This is a genomic window from Aeromonas sp. DNRA1, from assembly GCF_963888745.1.
GTDB lineage: Bacteria > Pseudomonadota > Gammaproteobacteria > Enterobacterales > Aeromonadaceae > Aeromonas > Aeromonas hydrophila.
Genome location: NZ_CAWPKQ010000002.1, coordinates 179779 through 199842, shown reverse-complemented (window position 1 = coordinate 199842; position 20064 = coordinate 179779). Strand labels below are relative to the sequence as shown.

The window sequence follows — 20064 nt, the reverse complement described above, 5'->3', positions numbered from 1 at the left end:
TGCACGCCCCACTTCCCTTGTCCCTGCTCAGCCTGCTGCTCTGGCTCGCCCTGTCAGCCCTGCCGCTGCGGGTGCAGGCCGCCCCGACCCCCTCTTCGCCAGCGCCGGCCCGGCAGCAACCCGCACCATCCCAGGCCGCGCCGGTGCAGGCCTTGGCCGAACCGATACGCATCGGCGTGCTGGCACCCCGTGGCCCGGCCCTGGCCAGAGCCCAGTGGCAACCGCTATTGCGCTGGCTGGCACAGCGCGTGCCCGACCATCGCTTCGTGCTGCATCCGCTGGGGCTCGATGAACTGGCCGAGGCCGTCGCCCGCGAGCACCTCGATTTCGTCATCACCAACCCGGGCCAGTCGGTGAGTCTGGCGCGCCAGTACCCGCTGGCCTGGCTCGCCACCCTCAAGAGCCCGGCCGGGGGGGACAATCTCGCCATCGGCGCCGCCCTGGTGGTGCCCGCCCGGGCCCCCTACCGACACTGGCGTGACCTCGAGGGGCAAGCGGTCGCCGCCGTCTCGGAGAACGCCTTCGGCGGCTACCTCGCCTATCGCTTCGAGGCGGGCGAACAGGGGGTCAGGCTGGAGCGCTTCTTCTCCACCGTGCAGTTCACCGGCTTTCCGCTGGACCGGCTCATTGAGCGGCTGGCGGCAGGGGAGGTGGCCGCCGCCATCGTGCCGGTGTGCCAGCTGGAGCGCATGGAGCGGGAAGGCAAGGTCGCCAGGGGGGCGTTTCGGGTGCTGGACGATCAGGCGCCGGCCGGCTTTGGTTGCCAGAGCTCGACCCGGCTCTACCCCAACTGGTCCTTCGCCAAGACAGAGCGGGCCTCCCCCGCGCTGGCGCTGGCGGTGACCCGCGCGCTGTACGATCTGCCCGCTGATAGCGAGGCGGCCATCGCCGCCGATTCGGCGGGCTGGACCGTGCCCACCAGCGAGCTTGCCATCGACCGCCTACTCAAGGCGCTGGATCGCCACCCGCTGCAGGGCCCCTGGTGGCAAGCGGCCTGGCACTGGCTGCGCCAGCATCAACAGTGGGGCTGGGGCGCCCTGGCGCTGGTACTGCTGCTGGGGGGCCACCACCTGCTACTGCAATACCTGTTCAACCGCAGCCAGCGCCGGCTGCTCAAAGCCCGCCACCAGCTTGAGCAGAAGGGACGCCAGCTGGCACAGGCCAGACGACTCGCCGAACTGGGTGAGCTGGGCGCCAACGTGGCCCACGAGATCAATCAGCCCCTGACCGCCATCGCCAACTACAGCCAGGGGGCACTGCTGCGACTGGACAGATTGGCACAGGATCCGGCCCAGGTTGCCGCCCAGGCCTCCCTGCGTCAGGCCCTGGAGCAGATAGGGCTACAGGTCCAGCGCATCACCCAGACCGTCAACCGGCTCAGAGCCAGGCTGCAAAAGCGCCCTCCCCGCTTCGCGCCTTGCGATCTGCCCACCCTGGTGGCGGAGTTGCGCCCCCTGCTGGAGCAGATGCTGGCGCCGCTCGACGTCGCCTTCACCCTGCACTGGCGGGGCCAGCCACGCCCGTTACCTCTGGACGGCACCGGGATGGAGCAGCTGCTGGTCAACCTCATCAAGAATGGCGCCGAGAGTGCAGCGAAGAGAGCGGCGCAGAGGGCAGCTAAGAGTGCGCACCCCGCTGTTCACTCCCCTGCTCACCCCCCTGTGCAAGCAGCGGCGCAGGCGCCTGCCCGGGTCGAGCTGCTGATCGCCTTCGAGGCGCAGAGCCTGCAGCTGGAGATCCGCGACAACGGCGTCGGCCTGAGGGTCCCCGCCACCGAACTGCAGCAGGCGTTTTACAGCGACAAGCCGGATGGCATGGGGCTGGGGCTCGCCATCTGCCGGGAGGTGGTCGAGAGCCATCGCGGCCAGTTCAGCCTGGAGAACCTGAGCCCCCACGGCTGTCTGGCCCGGGTCATCCTGCCCGTGCCGCCCCCCGAAACCCTCCCTTCATCCACTGACATGCCGAGGAACTGAGATGCCGACCCCTGCCCGCCCCCCGCTCTATCTGGTCGACGACGACGAGGCCGTGCTCGACTCCCTGCGCTTCATGCTGGAGAGCTGCGACGAGCGGCAGCTGCTCAGCTTTGCCGATGGCGAGCGCTTTCTGGCCGAGGTCGACCTGCACCAGCCCGCCTGCCTCATCCTCGACTGCCGCATGCCGGGGCTCTCTGGCCCCGAGGTGCAGCAGCGGCTGAAGACGGCCCAGAGCCCCATCGCCATCCTGTTTCTCACCGGCCACGGGGAGGTGCCACTGGCGGTGGAGTCCCTCAAGCAGGGGGCGGTGGATTTCTTGCAAAAGCCGGTGCAGCTGGCCCCCCTGCTCGCCGCCATTGCGCGGGCCGAGCAGGCGACGCTGAGTGCGGCCACCCGTTTCGCCCAGCTGGCCGCCTACCGGCGGCTCACCCCCCGCGAGCACCAGCTGCTGCAGCTCATCGCCCGGGGCCACAAGAATCAGCAGATTGCGCAGGATCTCTGCATCTCGGTGCGCACCGTCGAGGTGTGCCGCGCCAGCCTGATGAAACGCCTCGAGGTCGATTCCCTGGCCGAGCTGATGCTGCTCTATGCAAACGTCCATTCAGCCCCCTGAGCCGGGATACTAATCCAGGCCCCTGAGCCAGGCCGGGAGAGTGACCCACTTGCCGGGCCTATGCCCATCCCCCATCGGCCGCACAGGGGATGCCTTTGGCTCAGGGTGCCGGCAAATCTGTGCGCAGGCGCGCTATTCCGGCGCCCGCGGCTTGCAGCGCAAATCGGGGTTTGCTAATACTCCGCGTCCATTGGATGAGCATCCCCTTTCGAGATAGTGTGCCGTGGCTTTCGAACAATTCGCGCTCGTGATATCTCTCTTCCAGCAGCTCTGCGTCTATCTGGTGATCGCCTGGCTGCTCTCCAAGACGCCGCTGTTCATGCCGCTGACTCAGGTGACCCTGAGCTGGCCCCACAAGATCCTCTGCTACCTCATCTTCTCCGGCTTCTGCGTGATGGGTACCTATTTTGGCCTCAGGGTCGAGGACTCCATCGCCAATACCCGCGCCATCGGCGCCGTGCTCGGCGGCATCGTCGGCGGCCCAGTGGTGGGGCTGCTGGTGGGGCTGACCGGCGGCATTCATCGCTATTCGCTGGGGGGCTTTACCGCGCTCGCCTGCACCTTCTCCACCATCGCCGAGGGGCTGCTCGGCGGCCTGGTGCACCGCCACTTCGTCGCCCGCCATCGGCTCGACCTGCTGTTCAGCCCCTGGGTTGTCGGCTCGGTGGCCCTCGTCGCCGAGTTGATGCAGATGGGCATCATATTGCTGGTGGCCCGTCCCCTCGATGATGCCATCCACCTTATCGAGAACATCATCGCCCCCATGCTGGTGGCCAATACCCTGGGGGCCGCCATGTTCATGCGGATGATCCTCGATCACCGCGCCATGCTGGAGAAGTACTCGGTTGCCTTCTCCGCCCGCGCCCTCAAGATCGCCGAGCGGGCGATGCGGGTGCTGGACAAGGGCTTCACCCAGCAGGCATGTCAGCAGATGGCGCGCATTCTCTACGAGGAGACCGGGGTCGGCGCAGTGGCCATCACCGATCGGGAGAAACTGCTCGCCTTCATCGGCATCGGCGAGGATCACCATCTGCCGGGCACCGCCATCAACTCCGCCCACACCTTCAAGGCGATCCAGCACAACGAGGTGGTCTATGCCGACGGCAACCTCATCCCCTACAGCTGCAACCTGCATCCCCAGTGCCGGCTCGGCTCCTCGCCGGTCATTCCGCTGCGGGGGGAAGAGGGGTCGGTGGTGGGCACCATCAAGCTCTACGAGCCCAAGCGCAAGTTCTTCTCCTCCATCAACCGCACCCTGGGAGAGGGGATTGCCAGGCTGCTCTCCGGCCAGATCCTGGCCAGCAAATACAACGAGCAGAAACGGCTGCTGGCCCAGTCGGAGATCAAGCTGTTGCAGGCGCAGATCAACCCGCACTTCCTGTTCAACGCCCTCAACACTCTGTCGGCAGTGATCCGGCGCGATCCAGAAAGCGCCCGTACCCTGGTGCACCACCTCTCCACCTTCTTTCGCAAGAACCTCAAACGCCAAGGGGACGAGGTGACCCTGGCCGACGAGCTGGAGCACGTGAACGCCTACCTGCACATCGAGCAGGCCCGCTTCGCCGAGCACCTTAGCGTGCAGATCCAGATTCCCGAGCCGCTGCTGGAATACCGGCTGCCCACCTTCTCCCTGCAACCCATCGTCGAGAACGCCATCAAGCACGGCATCTCCCAGATGTTCGAGCCCGGCCGACTGACCCTGACGGCGCGGCAGGAGGGCGAGCAGCTGGTGCTGGAGGTAGAGGACAACGCCGGCCTCTATCAGGCCAAACGGGAGGAGAGCGGCCTTGGCATGAACATAGTGGATCGGCGCATCAAGGCCCGTTACGGCGCCGAGTACGGGGTCACCATTCACTCCGAGCCCCATCAATCCACCCGGGTGAGGATCACCCTTCCCCTGCAGGAGAGCCCATGCTGACCGCCCTGATCGTCGACGATGAACCCCTCGCCCGCGAGGAGCTGCGGCTGCTGTTGGAGCAGGCGGGCAACATCCGCCTGCTGGGGGAGTGTGCCCACGCCATGGAGGCGCTTCCCGCCATCCATCGCCTCAAGCCCGACCTGCTGTTTCTCGACATCCAGATGCCGCGCATCAACGGGCTGGAGCTGGTGAGCATGCTGGACCCGGACTTGCGCCCCCACATCGTCTTCATCACCGCCTACGACGAGTTTGCCCTGCGCGCGTTCGAGGAGAACGCCCTCGACTACCTGCTCAAGCCGGTCACGGCAGAGCGGATGAACAAGGCGCTGGAGCGCATCCAGCGGCTGCTCTCGCCAAAAGGTGAGCTGGCGGGCCAACCACTGCCGGACCCGACCCGCATCGCCCAGCCCCTGCGCAGCATCCCCTGCAGCGGCCACAACCGCATTCTGCTGCTGCCCCTTGGCGAGGTGGAGTTCATCCACAGCGATCTGGCCGGCAACAAGGTGGTGAGCGCCCAGCAGCAGGGCACCACAGAGCTGACCCTGCGCACCCTGGAGGAGAAGACCGGCTTCGTGCGCTGTCACCGCCAGTACCTGCTCAACCCCGGCCAGATCCGCGAGATCCTGCTGCTGGACGGCGGGCTGGCGGAGGTGGTGACCCAGGGCGGCCACAAGGTGCCGGTGAGCCGCCGCTACCTCAAGTCCCTCAAGGAGCTGCTGGAGATCCCCTGAGGGAGGGAGCGGGCCACTCACTCCGCTCCTGCTCTGCCCGTTACCACTCACCCGCCTCCCACGCCCGCCGGCTCATCCCTCAAACCGCTCGGGGCCGCTTTTCTGCCGCTCGCTGGCGACCCTCTACCACTGACCTTTTCTGCGCTCCCCTTTCCCTGCCGCATCGGTAGAGTGCAGCCTGAGCCCGGCCAGATTGGCCGCAGGAAAAGGAAACTCCGTCATGCAACACGCAATCACCTTCGTCATTGCGGCCCTCTGCATCCTCGCCATCGCCTATCGCCTCTACGGCGTGTTCTTTGTGCGCAAGGTGCTGATGGCCGACGACAAGCTGGTCACCCCCTCCCACCAGCTGGAGGATGGCAAGAACTATGTGCCGACCAACAAGTGGGTCAACTTCGGCCAGCACTTCGCGGCCATCGCCGCCGCCGGCCCGCTGGTGGGCCCGGTCCTGGCCGCCCAGTACGGCTACCTGCCGAGCTTTCTCTGGCTGCTGATCGGCTGCGTCATCGGCGGCGCGGTGCACGACACAGTCGTGCTGTTCGCCTCCATGAAGCATCAGGGCAAGTCACTCTCCGAGGTGGCCAAGGCCGAGCTCGGCCCCATCGCCGGCTGGTGCACCGGCCTTGCCATGCTGTTCATTATCACCATCACCATGGCGGGTCTCTCCATGGTGGTGGTGCACGCGTTGGAGCGTAACGCCTGGGGCGTGTTCGCGGTGTTCATGACCATCCCCATCTCCATGGTGGTGGGGATCTGGCACAAGCTGACCGGCAACCTGCAAGCCGCCTCCTGGGTGGGCTTCATCGCCGTGCTGGCCTGCGTCTTCTTCGGCCCCTACGTGCAGGAGAGCGCCTTCGGTGCCTGGCTGACCCTGCGCGCCGAGACCATCAGTCTGGCGCTGCCGGTCTACGCCTTCTTCGCCACCGCGCTGCCGGTCTGGCTGCTGCTCACCCCGCGTGGCTACATCTCCAGCTTCATGAAGATCGGCGTGTTCGGCGCTTTGGTGATCGGCGTCATCTGCATCAACCCCGAGATCCAGTTCCCCGCCATGACCCAGTTCGTCCACGGCGGCGGCCCGGTACTGGGCGGCCCGGTCTGGCCCTTTATCTCCATCACCATCGCCTGTGGCGCCATCTCCGGCTTCCACGCCTTCATCGGCTCCGGCACCACCCCGAAACTGGTGGACAAGTGGAGCGACATCCTGCCGGTCGCCTTCGGCGCCATGCTGGCCGAGTGCGTGGTGGGCGTGATGGCGCTGATCGCCGCCACCGCCCTGCACCCGGCCGACTACTTCGCCATCAACGCCACCCCAGAGGCCTTCGCCAAGCTGGGGATGCAGGTGGTGGACTTGCCGTTCCTCTCCCAGGAGATCGGCATGGATCTGAACGGTCGCACCGGCGGCGCCGTCACCCTGGCGGTGGGCATGTCCTACATCTTCACCAAGGTGCCCTGGTTCAGTAACCTCGCCTCCTACTTCTTCCAGTTCGTGGTGATGTTTGAAGCTGTGTTCATCCTGACCGCCGTCGACTCCGGCACCCGGGTCTCCCGCTACCTCATTCAGGACTTCTTCGGCGAGTTCTACCCGCCCCTCAAGCGCATCGACTGGATGCCGGGCGCCATCGGCGCCAGCGTGCTCGCCTGCGTGATGTGGGGCTACCTGCTGATGTCCGGTGATATCGGATCTGTGTGGGCGCTGTTCGGGGTATCGAACCAACTGATGGCCTCGGTGGGTCTGATCATAGGTGCCACCATCATCCTGCGACTGGCCAGCAAGCGCCGCTACATGCTGACCTGCCTGATCCCGCTGGCCTACCTGTTCGTCACCGTCAACTACGCCGGTTACTGGATGGTCAGCCACGTCTACTTCAACCCGGAAGCCAAGGGCTACAACCTGCTCAACGGCGGCATCTCGCTGCTGATGCTGGGGCTGGGCGCCGTTATCCTGGTGTCGGCCATCCGCAAGTGGATTGAGCTGTGGAAGCTGCGCCAGCAACCCGAGTTCCGGATTGCCCCGGCCAGCGCCAGCTGACCCATCCGCTGCAACCACAAACCCCGGCATGCCGGGGTTTGTGGCATCTGGCGGTCAAAAAACGGCCTCATCAGGGTACATGGCGCCATCGATCACAGAACCCGAGCAGCGATCGGGCTAGAATGGGGGCTTCCGTCACCCGGCCTGGAGCCGGTGACCTCTTCGCGCTTTCACTTATCGAGGACACGCTTCATGGAACTGCTTCTTCTCAGCAACGGCAAAGCCGCCGAATGCCCGGGCCTGCTCGGCTGGGCCCGAGATCGGGTGCAGACCCTGCTCGCCCGCAAACAGGTCAAGCGCATCCTGCTGATCCCCTACGCGGTGATCCGCAGCGACTGGGATGCCCGCGCCCTGGAGCTCAGCGAGAGCCTGGGGGTGGAGGCCATCAGCATTCACCAGTTCGATGACCCGGTGGACGCGATCAACCATGCCGACGCCATCTTTATCAGCGGCGGCAACACCTGGCGCCTCAACCAGCTGCTGCACGAAAACGGCCTGGTGGTGCCCATCCAGCGCGCCGTGCGCGAGCGTGGCGTGCCCTATGTGGGCTGGAGCGCCGGTTGCAACGTGGCGACCCCCAGCATCCGCACCACCAACGACATGCCGGTCTGCAGCGCTGCCGTGCTGCCTGCGCTGGGGCTGTTCCCGCTGCAGATCAACCCGCACTATCTGGATGCCAGCATCAGCGGCCACATGGGGGAGACCCGCGACGAGCGCCTGGCCGAGTTCTGCGCCATCAACCCGAGCGAACACGTGGTGGCCCTGCGCGAGGCAAGCCTGCTCCAGGTCAGTGGCGAGCACATCGAATACTGGAGCGCCCGCGGCGAAGGCTTCAAGATCTTCAAACACGCCGAGACCACCCAGGAGTTCAGCACGGCCGCACCGCTGGCCGAGCTGACGCCGTTTCGCCCGCGCGGCTGAATGGTGCTGACCGGTTAAAAACCCACAGGGGCGCAGGATGTCGCCCCTTTTTTCGCAATGAAGGGAGGATGAGATGAAGAGCAGGACTGAACACGACAGCTTCGGCGCGATCGCCGTGCCGGCCGATCGGCTGTGGGGGGCCCAGACCCAGCGCTCCCTGCAACACTTCGACATCTCCGGCGAACGCCAGCCGATGGCGCTGATCCACGCCCTGGCCCGCATCAAGTCGGCCTGTGCCCGGGTCAACCACGCCAACGGACTGCTGCCCGCCCGCACGGCGCAGGCCATCATGAGTGCCGCCGACGAGATCCTGTGCGGCCAGCATGATGAGGAGTTCCCGCTGCGGGTATGGCAGACTGGCTCCGGCACCCAGACCAACATGAACCTCAACGAGGTGCTGGCCAACCGGGCCAGTGAGCTGCTTGGCGGCACCCGTGGCGAGGGGCGGCTGGTGCACCCCAACGACGAGGTGAACAAGAGCCAGTCGAGCAATGACGTCTTCCCGAGCGCCATGAACCTGGCGGCCGTTACGGCCATCACCCAGCACCTGCTGCCCGCCCTGGCCACCCTGCGCACCACCCTGGCCGGCAAGGCGGCGGCCTTCGACGACATCGTCAAGATAGGCCGCACCCATCTGCAGGATGCCACCCCGCTCACCCTGGGGCAGGAGTTCTCCGGCTGGGTCGCCCAGCTCGAGCAGGGGGAGCGCCATATCCGGGCCGCCCTGCCCCATCTGTGCGAGCTGGCGCTGGGGGGCACCGCCGTCGGCACCGGCCTCAACACCCCGCCCGGCTTCGCCGAGGCGGTGGCCGCCACCCTGGCCGAGCAGACCGGCCTACCGCTGGTGAGCGCCCCCAACAAGTTCGAGGCGCTGGCGGCCAGCGATGCCCTGGTGCATGGCCACGGCGCCCTCAAGACGCTGGCCGCCTCCCTCATGAAGATCGCCAACGACGTGCGCTGGCTGGCGAGCGGCCCCCGCAGCGGGCTCGGCGAGCTCATCATCCCGGAAAACGAGCCTGGCTCCTCCATCATGCCCGGCAAGGTCAACCCGACCCAGTGCGAGGCGCTCACCATGCTGTGCGCCCAGGTGATGGGCAACGACGTCGCCATCAACATCGGCGGCGCCAGCGGCAACTTCGAGCTCAACGTGTTCAGGCCGATGATCGCCCACAACTTCCTGCAGAGCGTGCGGCTGCTGGCGGACGGCATGCAGAGCTTCCACGATCACTGCGCCGTCGGCATCACCCCGAACCGGCCCCGTATCGACGAGCTGCTGGCCCGCTCCCTGATGCTGGTGACGGCGCTCAACCCCCATATCGGCTATGACAAGGCGGCAGAGATCGCCAAGCGGGCCCACCATGAGGGGCTCAGCCTGCGGGAGGCGGCCATCGCCTCCGGCCACCTGACGGCGCAGCAGTTTGATGCCTGGGTGGTGCCGGCCGACATGGTGGGTCGGCGCGGCGGCTGAGCCAGCACGGCGGGAAACACGAGATAAAAATGAAGCCGGACTGCGCCGGCTTCTTTTTTCATCAATGAGTCAGGGTTTGATCAGCTTGCTCAACGCATCCAGATCGCGCTGGGCGGCCAGCAACTTGGTCTGGGCCTCTTCCAGCTTGGCCTGCTTCTTGGCGATCTTGTCGGGCTTGCCCGTCACCCTGGCGTTTTGCAGCTCGACCAACCGTTCGTTGACCTGCTCCTTGAGCTCGGCCACCCGCTGCTGCTGCTCCTTGAACAGACCAGCGTCGGTGCAGTGAGTCTCGATATTGCGCAGGGCCCGCTCCAGCCCGGCGACCTGATCCGCATTGTCGTGCGCCTTGGCAAACACCAGCTGATCCTTGACGGCCTGATGGCGCGCCTTGCAGCCAACGGCCTCACTGCCATAGGCCTGGCCGGCCAACAGCAGCATGCTCATTCCGATAACCTTCCACATAACGACCTCGTACCCCTGTCATGTTTGATGGCCGCCTATCAGACCGTACTCGGCCGACCGGGTCAAGGCACGGGCAAATCGCTACGACAGAGTTTGTGCGACATCACGCCAACCGGGTGCCGATGGGCCTACAATGGCTACTTTCATCAAGGAGTCTGTTATGAATCAAGAGATTGTCATCATCGCCAACGGCGCCCCCTATGGCAGCGAATCCCTGTTCAATGCCTTGCGCCTGGCCATCGCCCTGCGCGAACAGGGCGGTGCCAACCTGAAACTGTTTCTGATGTCCGATGCCGTCAGCGCCGCACTGGCGAGCCAGGCACCGGCCGAGGGCTACAACCTGCGCCAGATGCTGGAGATCCTGCTGGCTCAGGGCATCAGCATTCGCCTTTGCAAGACCTGTACCGATGCCCGTGGCATCACGGCGCTACCGCTCATCGAGGGGATCGAGGTCGGTACCCTGCCGCTGCTGGCCCAGTGGACACTGGCGGCCGACAAGGTGTTGACCTTCTAGCAGTGCGAGAACCGGGCGCAGGCGCTGATCTGCAACAATCCTGCGCCATTTGAAAACCTGTCTTGGGCTGTTAATGTCTACACTGTCAGTTACATAACAATGCGTGCGCCTCTATTTTCGCTCGGGAAACTGTCATGAATCCAACTGAACAGACTCTGCTGGAGCAGATGCGGATCACAGAGTTCGAAATCGCCCATCGCAAGGAGCTGCTGCTGCTGGATGAGCAGGATTTCGCCCTGCTCGCCAGCTATCGCCCTAAAATCGAGCCCCACATCGATGCCCTGGTCGACAAGTTCTACACCCTGCAAACCGCGATCACCGAAATTGCCCTGCTGATCGGCGACGCCGATACCCTCACCCGGCTGCGGGCGGCACAGCGCCGCTATATTCTCGACCTGTTCAGCGGCCTGTATGACCTGGAATACGTCAACAACCGGCTGCGGATCGGACTGGTGCACAAGCGGATCGGGGTGGAGCCCAAACTCTATCTGGCTGCCATCAACACCCTCAAGGGGCTGCTCATCGAGGATATCTTCGCCCAGATCCCCGATGAGCAGGAGCGGGTCACCATGCTGACCGCCCTCGACAAACTGTTCCTGTTCGACATCACCCTGGTGTTCGAGACCTATATCCGCAGCCTGGTATCGGAAATAGAGTCCTCCAAGGAGAAATCGGAGATCTACGCCAAGGCACTGGAGGAGAAGGTACGCGAGCGCACCCAGCAGCTGGAGGAGATGAGCCGGACCGATGCCCTCACCGGCCTGCTCAGCGTACGCCACCTGCAGGAGAACCTGACCCGCACCCTGCGTACCTGCCAGCGCCGCTCAGAGCCGGTGGTCATCGCCTATCTCGACATCGACGACTTCAAGCAGATCAACGACAGCCAGGGTCATCAGCGCGGGGACGAGATCCTGCGCATCGTCGGCGACTGCATTCGCAAGGTCTCACGGGCGGAGGATTGCTGTTTCCGTTACGGCGGGGACGAATTCTGCCTGATCCTGCCCAACTGCAACGAGGAGCAGGCCAGAGATGTCTTCCTGCCCCGCCTCAACAATGCGCTGAGCGAGCAGATCAGCGACGTCACCCTCAGCATCGGTCTGGTACAGACCGGGCCTGTCCAGTTCGATGAGGGCAACAGCCTGATCAGGCTGGCCGACGAGCGCATGTATGCCGCCAAAAAGGCGATGAAGCAGGTCAACCAGAAGGGGACACACTGAGGCTCAATCCTGCTTGACCCGAATCCGTTCCGGACGCGCAATGCGGGCGCCCCACTCATAGAGCAGGAAAGTAAACAGGCAGAGCACCGCCATCAGCACGTAGAGTGCCTGGCCGCCCCACTCGGCAAGGATCCAGCCCCCCAGCAAGGCACCGATGGCCCCACCCAGCCCGGCCAGCGCACCGGCACCGAAGTAGCTCCCCTTCAGATGCGGAGGCGACATCTGATCGATCAGCACGTTGAGCAGCGGAAACAGTATGGTCTCCCCTACGCTCAACATCAGTACGGCCCCGACCCAGTGTGACCACTGCTGCGGATCCCCCAGCGCAAACAGCACCTGAGCCCCCAGAAACAGAGTGATGCCGACCTGCAGGCGCACCTTGCCCGGCCAGCGGGCCAGAAGGTGCAGCAGGGGAAACTGCAGCAGCACTACGGTCAGGGCGTTGGTGGCCACCAGAAGGGCGATGAGGCTCGCCACCTCTGGCGTCCCGGCCCGGGTCAGGTACTGCACCAGCGGTGAGTGGAACTGGGAATAGACCAGGTTCATCAGCAGGTTGGCCAGTACCAGCAGCAAGAAGCCCCGGTCCAGCCACAGTACCTTGATGGCCGCACGCAAGCCCAGCTCGCTGCCGTGGGTCGCCGCTATCCTGCTTTGGGCAAATCCCCAGAGAAAGGCAGCCCCCAGCAGTAGATAGCTGCCACTGAGCAGCAGGAAGGTCTGCTGCTGGGCACTGATGCCAAGGGTCACCCCCAGCAGGGGGCCGAGAGCCGCCCCCAGGTTGAGCAGGAAGTAACGCAGGTGCAGCGCCAGCTCGCGGGCCTTGGCCGAAGCCAGGCTGTCAGCCATCAACGCCTTGCCGGGCGCATCGATGAGCCCGGAGGAGAAGCCGCTGCCGAGTACCCCGAGTCCGAGCCAGAGCACCGAATGGGAGAAGCCAAGCAGGCCGTAGCAGAGCATCGAGACCAGACAACCCGCCAGCAGGATGTTGCGTCGCCCCAGCTTGTCGGACAGCCAGCCACCATAGAAACTGACCAGGGTGGAGATAGCCGCAGTCGCCCCCAGCATGGCACCGATGGCGGTCGCCGAGAGGCCATACTCCCGATAGAGCAAGATGGAGAGAAACGGCCAGACCATGTAATAGCTGGTGCGCACCATGAAGGTGCCCAGGATTACGGTCCAGACCAGGGGAGGAAACTGCCTTAGGAGGGCCCACGACATCACACTGCTCCTTGTTACCCGTCGCGCGGGAAGCCTTTCGTTATAACAACAGGTCTCTAAAGCAACAACGCCAAGTCGCAAATATAAAAAAAGCCGACCCTGAGGTCGGCTTTTTCACGGCTCGGCGGCTTATTCGGCAGCCGGCTCTTCGACGGCGGCAACAGCCGGCTCGGCTGCGGCTTCGGTCGGGGCGTTCGCTTCCTTGATGGAGAGACGCACGCGGCCCTGACGGTCCACTTCCAGTACCTTCACCTTGACCACGTCACCGATCTTCAGGTAGTCGGCCACGTTCTGCACGCGTGCATCGGTGATCTGGGAGATGTGCACCAGACCATCCTTGCCCGGCAGGATGTTGACGAAGGCACCGAAGTCAGCCAGACGCACAACCTTGCCTTCGTAGATGCGGTTCACTTCGATCTCGGCGGTGATGGCCTCGATACGGCGGATCGCTTCCTTGGCGGCATCACCGTCAACGGCGGCGATGCGGACGGTACCATCATCATCCAGCTCGATGTTGGTGCCGGTCTCTTCGGTCAGGGCACGGATCACGGAACCACCTTTACCGATGACGTCCTTGATCTTCTCCGGGTTGATCTTGATGGTGTGGATGCGCGGGGCGAAATCGGAGATCTCGGCACGCGGCGCCTGGATGGCTTCGTCCATCACTTTCAGGATGTGCAGGCGAGCACCACGAGCTTGCTTCAGGGCAATCTCCATGATCTCTTTGGTGATGCCTTCGATCTTGATGTCCATCTGCAGCGCAGTCACACCTTCGGTGGTACCGGCAACCTTGAAGTCCATGTCGCCCAGGTGATCTTCGTCACCCAGGATGTCGGACAGCACGACGAAACCTTCTTCTTCCTTCACCAGACCCATGGCGATACCGGCAACGGAGGCCTTGATCGGCACACCGGCATCCATCAGCGCCAGGGAGGAACCACAGACGGAGGCCATGGAGGAGGAGCCGTTGGATTCGGTGATTTCAGATACCACACGTACCACGTACGGGAACTCGTCGGCGCTCGGCATCACCGCAGCAACGCCGCGCTTGGCCAGACGACCGTGACCGATTTCACGACGTTTCGGGCTACCCATCATGCCGGTCTCACCGACGCAGTATGGCGGGAAGTTGTAGTGCAGCATGAAGCGATCGGCGCGGTTGCCGGTCAGCTCGTCGATGTTCTGGGCGTCACGCTCGGTGCCCAGGGTGGCAACGACCATGGCCTGAGTTTCACCACGGGTGAACAGGGCGGAGCCGTGGGCACGCGGCAGTACACCGGTGGCGACGGACAGGGCGCGGATCATCTCCGGATCACGACCATCAATGCGCGGCTCGCCACGTACGACGCGACCACGGACGATGCGGCTTTCCAGGCTGTGGAACTCTTCGCCGATCTTCTTGGCATCTTCTTCCACGCCGGAAGCGATCACTTGCTCAACCACGCGAGCCTTGATGGCACCGATGGTTTCGTAACGCACGGCCTTCTCGGTGATGCGGTAGGCTTCACCCAGCTCAGCTGTCGCCAGCTCGGCAACCTTGGCTTTCAGCGCTTCGTTGACGGCAGGAGCAGTCCAGTTCCACGGCTTGGTGCCGACATCGGCAGCGAATTCGTTGATGGCGTTGATAACGGCCTGCATCTGCTCGTGACCGAATACTACCGCACCCAGCATCACCTCTTCGGAGAGGATGGCCGCTTCGGATTCAACCATCAGCACGGCGTTGGCGGTACCGGCAACTACCAGGTCCAGATCGCTCTGCGGCAGTTCGGTAGTGGTCGGGTTCAGCACATACTGACCGTTCATGTAACCCACGCGGGCTGCACCGATCGGGCCGCCGAACGGGATACCGGAGATGGCCAGCGCCGCGGAGGCACCGATCATGGCAACGATGTCGGGAGAAACGGCCGGGTTCACGGACATGACGGTGGCAACCACCTGAACCTCATTGAGGAAGCCTTCCGGGAACAGCGGACGAATAGGACGGTCGATCAGACGGGAGATCAGGGTCTCGCCTTCGCTCGGACGGCCTTCACGACGGAAGAAACCACCCGGGATACGACCAGCAGCATAGGTACGCTCCTGGTAGTTGACGGTCAGCGGGAAGAAATCACGGCCGTGATCGGCCTCTTTCTTGCCAACTACGGTCACAAATACGCAGGTATCGTCCATGCTGACCATGACGGCCGCAGTGGCTTGACGGGCCATCACTCCGGTTTCCAGAGTGACGGTGTGTTGACCGTACTGGAATGACTTTACAATAGGATTCACGTGAATTTCCTTTTTACAATTTGGCGCTTTAAATTCGCGTGCAAGTATACTTGATTCGATGCAAAAGGTAAGCAGCGACACAAATTCTGTGAGGGCGGCAACAGCCTGACGCGCAATAAAAAAGGGGAACCCGGAGGTTCCCCTTTTTCGCGAAATCTGATGATCGATTAACGACGCAGACCCAGCTTGGCGATCAGAGCAGCGTAACGCTGAACGTCTTTACGCTTCAGGTAGTCCAGCAGCTTACGACGCTGGGAAACCATGCGCAGCAGACCGCGACGACCGTGGTGGTCCTTGGAGTGCTCCTTGAAGTGACCTTGCAGATGGTTGATCTGGGCAGTCAGCAGGGCAACTTGCACTTCGGGGGAGCCAGTGTCGTTGGCGCAACGAGCGTTGTCAGCAACGATTTGAGCTTTGATCTCAGCATTTAGAGACATGGTATTACTCCAGTAGAGTGTTTAAAGGTTCACAGCCAATCTCTAATTCAGCCGTGAAATGAGGGCGGTATCATAATCGTCCCCGTCACTTTACGCAACGGGAAAGAGCCACAACGGCCAACACGCGTCGATACCGCCTGAGGATCACTCCTCGTCGTGTTCGTCGTGATAACGCACCAGACGCTTGGGCGCCACGCGCCCCTCGTCGTCGATCTCGCCCACGCCGATGAACTCGCGCTCCGGACCGACCGTCATGCGCACCTGACCGCTCTGCGGCGCTCCGGCGACCTGCACGGCCTGGCCCTGGTTCACATAGGCGGCCACGGCGGCCAGCATGTTCACCTCGGGCAGGCTTGCCACGGCGGTGTCCATCGGCAGCAGCAGCGGATCCAGCTGCTCGCGCGGCGGAATGCTTTCGGCCTTGGCCTGCTCGAAGATGCACTCGAGCTGTTCCAGGGTCAGCATCCGCTCATAGGGATAGCTGGCCACCTGGGTACGGCGCAACTGGGTGACATGCGCGCCGCAGCCCAGCACCTCGCCCAGATCATCCACCAGAGAGCGGATGTAGGTACCCTTGCTGCAGTGCACCTCCAGCTTGACCTCATCCCCTTCAAAGCTGATGAGCTTGAGCTCGAACACCGTGATGGGACGGGCTTCCCGCTCGATCTCGATGCCTTCACGGGCGTACTCGTAGAGCGGGCGACCGTTGTGCTTGAGGGCGGAGTACATGGACGGCACCTGCATGATGGGGCCGCGGAACTGGTCCAGCGACTCGATCAGGGTACCCACGGCCACGTTCACCGGCCGGGTGGAGACCACCTCGCCATCGGAGTCGCTGGTATTGGTGCGCTCGCCCAGCTTGGCGGTCACCTCGTAGCGCTTGTCCGCTTCCAGCAGATACTGGGAGAACTTGGTGGCTTCGCCGAGGCAGATCGGCAGCATGCCAGTTGCCAGCGGGTCCAAGGCGCCGGTGTGGCCGGCCTTGGCGGCGTTGTAGATCCGCTTGACCTTCTGCAACACATCGTTGGAGGTCAACCCGGTCGGCTTGTCCAGCAGCAGGATACCGTGCACGTCACGGCCCTTGAAACGACGTCTACGAGACATCTCAGGCGTTATCCTCAGTAGTTTCATCCGGCGCGACATCGTCTTCTTCACGACCGGATTCGGCCATGCGACGCTTGTCTTCACGGATGGTGTTGGTCACCAGGTTGGAGAGACGCATCCCCTCGACCAGGGTCTGGTCGTAGAAGAAACGCAGCTCGGGCACCACACGCAGGCGCATGGCGCTGCCCAGCAGGCTGCGGATGTAGCCAGCGGCTTCCGTCAGCGCCTTGAGCCCTTCCTTGATGCGCTCGGCATCATTTTCCAGCTGCAAGAAGGTGACATACACCTTGGCATAATTGAGGTCACGGGACACTTCCACATCGGAAACGGTCACCATGCCGATGCGCGGATCCTTGACCTCGCGCTGCAGAATGAGCGCGATTTCACGCTGGATCTGCTGTCCGACCCGACGGGTCCGGCTAAATTCTCTGGCCATATTCTATCCTGCGATAAAAGGGGGCCGCGGCCCCCTATTTAATCTGACTCCAGCCTTACAGAGTCCGTTGAATTTCAACGGTCTCGTAAACTTCGATCTGGTCGCCTTCGCGTACGTCGTTGTAGTTCTTGACCGCGATACCACACTCGTAGCCGTTCTTGACTTCGTTGACGTCATCCTTGAAGCGACGCAGAGATTCCAGCTCGCCTTCATAGATAACCACGTTGTCGCGCAGAACGCGAATGCGGTTGGAACGCTTGACCACACCCTCGGTGACCATACAGCCGGCCACGGCACCAAATTTCGGTGACTTGAACACGCTGCGCACTTCGGCCAGACCGATGATTTCCTGACGGTACTCGGGGGCCAGCATGCCGCTCATGGCCTGCTTCACTTCGTCGATCAGGTCATAGATGACGGAGTAGTAACGCAGATCCAGGCTCTCGGCCTCGATGACCTTGCGTGCAGAGGCATCGGCACGGACGTTGAAGCCCACCAGGATGGCGCTGGACGCGGCAGCCAGGGTAGCGTCGGTCTCGGTGATACCACCCACGCCGGAACCCACGATCTTCACCTTCACTTCGTCGGTGGAGAGCTTGACCAGTGCATCGCAGATCGCTTCCACGGAACCCTGTACGTCGGCCTTGATCACCACGTTCACTTCGGACACTTCGCCCTCGGTCATGTTGGCGAACATGTTTTCCAGCTTGGCCTTCTGCTGGCGAGCCAGCTTGACTTCGCGGAACTTGCCTTGACGGTAGAGCGCCACTTCACGGGCTTTCTTCTCGTCACGCACAACGGTGGCTTCGTCACCGGCAGAGGGAACGCCGGACAGGCCGAGGATTTCCACCGGCAGGGACGGACCCGCTTCCTTGATCTCGCGACCCAGCTCGTCACGCATGGCACGGACACGACCATATTCCAGGCCGCACAGCACGATGTCGCCCTGACGCAGGGTACCTTCTTGTACCAGTACGGTAGCAACCGGGCCACGACCCTTGTCCAAGAAGGACTCGATCACGACGCCGTTGGCCATGCCGTCAACCACGGCTTTCAGCTCCAGTACTTCGGACTGGATCAGGATGGCTTCCAGCAGGTCATCGATGCCCTGGCCGGATTTGGCGGAGACATGTACGAACTGGCAATCGCCACCCCAGTCTTCAGACATGACGTTGTAACGGGCCAGCTCGGTCTTGACGCGATCCGGATCCGCTTCCGGCTTGTCGATCTTGTTGACCGCCACCACCAAGGGCACTTCAGCGGCCTTGGCGTGCTGGATGGCTTCGATGGTTTGCGGCATCACGCCATCATCGGCAGCAACGACCAGCACCACGATATCGGTCGCCTTGGCACCACGAGCACGCATGGAGGTAAACGCCGCGTGACCCGGGGTATCCAGGAATGTGATCATGCCACTGTCGGTTTCGACGTGGTAAGCACCGATATGCTGGGTAATGCCACCGGCTTCGCCCGCGGCAACCTTGGCTTTACGGATGTAGTCCAGCAGCGAGGTCTTGCCGTGGTCAACGTGACCCATGATGGTCACGACCGGCGCGCGCGGCTTGGCTTCGGAGGTCTCGTCACGATCGGACAGTACCGCCTCTTCCAGCTCGTTCTCGCGACGCAGCACCACCTTGTGACCCATCTCCTCGGCGACCAGCTGAGCGGTCTCCTGGTCGATCACCTGGTTGATGGTGGCCATGGCACCCATCTTCATCATCACCTTGATGACTTCAACGCCCTTGACGGCCATCTTGTTGGCCAGGTCGGCCACAGTGATGGTCTCGCCGATCACCACGTCGCGGTTCACTGCGGCAGCCGGCTTGTTGAAGCCGTGCTTCATGGCGTTCGGAGTGGCAACCTTGCCACGCTTGCCCTTGCGAGCACGCGGATTGCGCGCATCGCGATCGTCTTCACGACGACCGGCCTTTTTCGGGCCCTTGGCAGCAGCGGCAGTGCGGCGGCTGGTCTCTTCCTTACGATCCAACTCATCTTCAGCCGCCTGAGCGTGCTTGTTGGTGGTCAGATGGTAATCGCTGCTCTCTTTGGCGCGAGCGGCTTCTTCTTCAGCCCAGCGGGCTGCGTTCTGTTCCGCCATGACACGAGCCTCTTCGGCTTTCTTCGCGGCGAGTTCCTCAGCCTTGGTCAAGGCTGCTTGTTCTTGTTGGCGCTTCAGTTCTTCTGCTTCGCGCTTGGCCATCTTTTCTGCCTCTTGCTGAGCTGTGCTACCGGCTGCTTTGGCGGGCTGTTGAGCCTGTCGAGCCTTTTGTTGTGCCTCGATCCGCGCCTTTTCCTCAGCTTCACGACGAGCCTGCTCAGCCTCACGGCGAGCCTTCTCTTCAGCGTCGAGACGGGCCTTCTCTTCGGCCTCGCGACGAGCTTTTTCTTCTGCTTCCAAACGCGCTGTTTCCTCGGCTTCCGCCTGGCGCTGTTCATCTTCCAGCGCCGAACGTCTTACATAGGTGCGAGACTTGCGCACTTCTACCTGCACTTCCTTGTTCTTGCCGCCAGTCCCCTGAACACTGATGGTGCTCTTGGTCTTGCGCTGCAAGGTCATGCGGGCAGGTGCGGCGACCTCGTCACCTCCATGCTGTTTCTTCAGATGGGCCAGCAGTGTCTGTTTCTCAGACTCGCTGACCATGTCGTCGGCCTTGCTCTTGCTGATACCGGCATCGACAAACTGCTGGAGAAGACGATCAACCGGTGTGTCGATGTCAGTGGCAAGTTGTTTGACTGATACTTCTGCCATTCATTT

16 protein-coding genes are annotated in these 20064 nt (G+C 63.2%); 9 read left to right on the top strand and 7 right to left on the bottom strand.

Translation table 11 applies throughout. From position 1 onward, the window contains the following. Positions 1-17: 17 nt before the first annotated feature. The 7 genes from AACQ43_RS06960 to fumC all read left to right on the top strand — a co-directional run bounded on the left by AACQ43_RS06960 (position 18) and on the right by fumC (position 9653). Positions 18-1973 carry a sensor histidine kinase gene (locus AACQ43_RS06960; RefSeq protein WP_168967153.1) on the top strand — a complete coding sequence of 652 codons (1956 nt, stop codon included), beginning with the start codon at positions 18-20 and terminating at the stop codon, positions 1971-1973. A 1-nt stretch (position 1974) separates the two neighbouring features. Then, positions 1975-2586, top strand: a complete 612-nt coding sequence (locus AACQ43_RS06955; protein WP_168966666.1) for a response regulator transcription factor — start codon at positions 1975-1977, stop codon at positions 2584-2586. Positions 2587-2809: 223 nt separating this feature from the next. Further along, positions 2810-4504 carry a LytS/YhcK type 5TM receptor domain-containing protein gene (locus AACQ43_RS06950; protein ID WP_168966664.1) on the top strand — a complete coding sequence of 565 codons (1695 nt, stop codon included), beginning with the start codon at positions 2810-2812 and terminating at the stop codon, positions 4502-4504. Continuing rightward, positions 4498-5235, top strand: a complete 738-nt coding sequence (gene btsR / locus AACQ43_RS06945; RefSeq protein WP_168966662.1) for a two-component system response regulator BtsR — start codon at positions 4498-4500, stop codon at positions 5233-5235. Before AACQ43_RS06950 ends, btsR begins: the two co-directional genes overlap by 7 nt. Before the next feature lie 220 nt (positions 5236-5455). Continuing rightward, positions 5456-7264, top strand: coding sequence for a carbon starvation CstA family protein (locus AACQ43_RS06940; protein WP_024944260.1), 1809 nt, complete (start codon positions 5456-5458; stop codon positions 7262-7264). Between the two features lie 192 nt (positions 7265-7456). Continuing rightward, positions 7457-8185 carry a dipeptidase PepE gene (gene pepE, locus AACQ43_RS06935; protein ID WP_168966660.1) on the top strand — a complete coding sequence of 243 codons (729 nt, stop codon included), beginning with the start codon at positions 7457-7459 and terminating at the stop codon, positions 8183-8185. Positions 8186-8258: 73 nt separating this feature from the next. Further along, positions 8259-9653, top strand: coding sequence for a class II fumarate hydratase (fumC, locus tag AACQ43_RS06930; RefSeq protein ID WP_168966658.1), 1395 nt, complete (start codon positions 8259-8261; stop codon positions 9651-9653). Positions 9654-9722: 69 nt separating this feature from the next. Here fumC and AACQ43_RS06925 read toward each other — a convergent pair whose 3' ends face one another. After that, complete coding sequence (locus AACQ43_RS06925; RefSeq protein WP_168966656.1) at positions 9723-10097, bottom strand: DUF1090 domain-containing protein; 375 nt, start codon at positions 10095-10097, stop codon at positions 9723-9725. Between the two features lie 178 nt (positions 10098-10275). On the opposite strand from AACQ43_RS06925, the gene AACQ43_RS06920 reads away from it, so the two are divergent. Together AACQ43_RS06920 and AACQ43_RS06915 are read left to right on the top strand one after the other, a co-directional pair. Beyond that, positions 10276-10629: a DsrE/DsrF/TusD sulfur relay family protein gene (locus AACQ43_RS06920; RefSeq protein WP_168966654.1), complete on the top strand. Its 354-nt coding sequence runs from the start codon at positions 10276-10278 to the stop codon at positions 10627-10629. A 134-nt stretch (positions 10630-10763) separates the two neighbouring features. Continuing rightward, positions 10764-11846 (top strand): protoglobin domain-containing protein, encoded by a 1083-nt coding sequence (locus AACQ43_RS06915; protein WP_168966652.1) that lies wholly within the window; start codon positions 10764-10766, stop codon positions 11844-11846. Positions 11847-11849: 3 nt separating this feature from the next. Here the strand turns inward: AACQ43_RS06915 and AACQ43_RS06910 are convergent, their stop codons facing one another. The 6 genes from AACQ43_RS06910 to infB form a co-directional block, all read right to left on the bottom strand. Continuing rightward, positions 11850-13145, bottom strand: coding sequence for an MFS transporter (locus AACQ43_RS06910; RefSeq protein ID WP_282434307.1), 1296 nt, complete (start codon positions 13143-13145; stop codon positions 11850-11852). A 48-nt stretch (positions 13146-13193) separates the two neighbouring features. Continuing rightward, positions 13194-15332 (bottom strand): polyribonucleotide nucleotidyltransferase, encoded by a 2139-nt coding sequence (pnp, locus tag AACQ43_RS06905; RefSeq protein ID WP_011707071.1) that lies wholly within the window; start codon positions 15330-15332, stop codon positions 13194-13196. Positions 15333-15499: 167 nt separating this feature from the next. Next, entirely contained in the window at positions 15500-15769 is a 270-nt protein-coding gene (gene rpsO / locus AACQ43_RS06900; protein WP_005298162.1) for a 30S ribosomal protein S15, read from the bottom strand. A 144-nt stretch (positions 15770-15913) separates the two neighbouring features. Beyond that, positions 15914-16873: a tRNA pseudouridine(55) synthase TruB gene (gene truB, locus AACQ43_RS06895; RefSeq protein WP_016351717.1), complete on the bottom strand. Its 960-nt coding sequence runs from the start codon at positions 16871-16873 to the stop codon at positions 15914-15916. 1 nt (position 16874) lies between these two features. After that, positions 16875-17309 carry a 30S ribosome-binding factor RbfA gene (gene rbfA, locus AACQ43_RS06890; protein ID WP_168966646.1) on the bottom strand — a complete coding sequence of 145 codons (435 nt, stop codon included), beginning with the start codon at positions 17307-17309 and terminating at the stop codon, positions 16875-16877. A 55-nt stretch (positions 17310-17364) separates the two neighbouring features. Further along, positions 17365-20058: a translation initiation factor IF-2 gene (infB, locus tag AACQ43_RS06885; protein WP_016351718.1), complete on the bottom strand. Its 2694-nt coding sequence runs from the start codon at positions 20056-20058 to the stop codon at positions 17365-17367. Between the last annotated feature and the right edge of the window lie 6 nt (positions 20059-20064).

Coding starts and splice junctions, on each gene's coding strand:
- AACQ43_RS06955 (WP_168966666.1), top strand. CDS start 1,975: ATGCCGACCCCTGCCCGCCCCCCGCTCTATCTGGTCGACGACGACGAG.
- btsR (WP_168966662.1), top strand. CDS start 4,498: ATGCTGACCGCCCTGATCGTCGACGATGAACCCCTCGCCCGCGAGGAG.
- AACQ43_RS06940 (WP_024944260.1), top strand. CDS start 5,456: ATGCAACACGCAATCACCTTCGTCATTGCGGCCCTCTGCATCCTCGCC.
- pepE (WP_168966660.1), top strand. CDS start 7,457: ATGGAACTGCTTCTTCTCAGCAACGGCAAAGCCGCCGAATGCCCGGGC.
- fumC (WP_168966658.1), top strand. CDS start 8,259: ATGAAGAGCAGGACTGAACACGACAGCTTCGGCGCGATCGCCGTGCCG.
- AACQ43_RS06925 (WP_168966656.1), bottom strand. CDS start 10,097: ATGAGCATGCTGCTGTTGGCCGGCCAGGCCTATGGCAGTGAGGCCGTT.
- AACQ43_RS06920 (WP_168966654.1), top strand. CDS start 10,276: ATGAATCAAGAGATTGTCATCATCGCCAACGGCGCCCCCTATGGCAGC.
- AACQ43_RS06915 (WP_168966652.1), top strand. CDS start 10,764: ATGAATCCAACTGAACAGACTCTGCTGGAGCAGATGCGGATCACAGAG.
- rpsO (WP_005298162.1), bottom strand. CDS start 15,769: ATGTCTCTAAATGCTGAGATCAAAGCTCAAATCGTTGCTGACAACGCT.
- truB (WP_016351717.1), bottom strand. CDS start 16,873: ATGTCTCGTAGACGTCGTTTCAAGGGCCGTGACGTGCACGGTATCCTG.
- rbfA (WP_168966646.1), bottom strand. CDS start 17,309: ATGGCCAGAGAATTTAGCCGGACCCGTCGGGTCGGACAGCAGATCCAG.
- infB (WP_016351718.1), bottom strand. CDS start 20,058: ATGGCAGAAGTATCAGTCAAACAACTTGCCACTGACATCGACACACCG.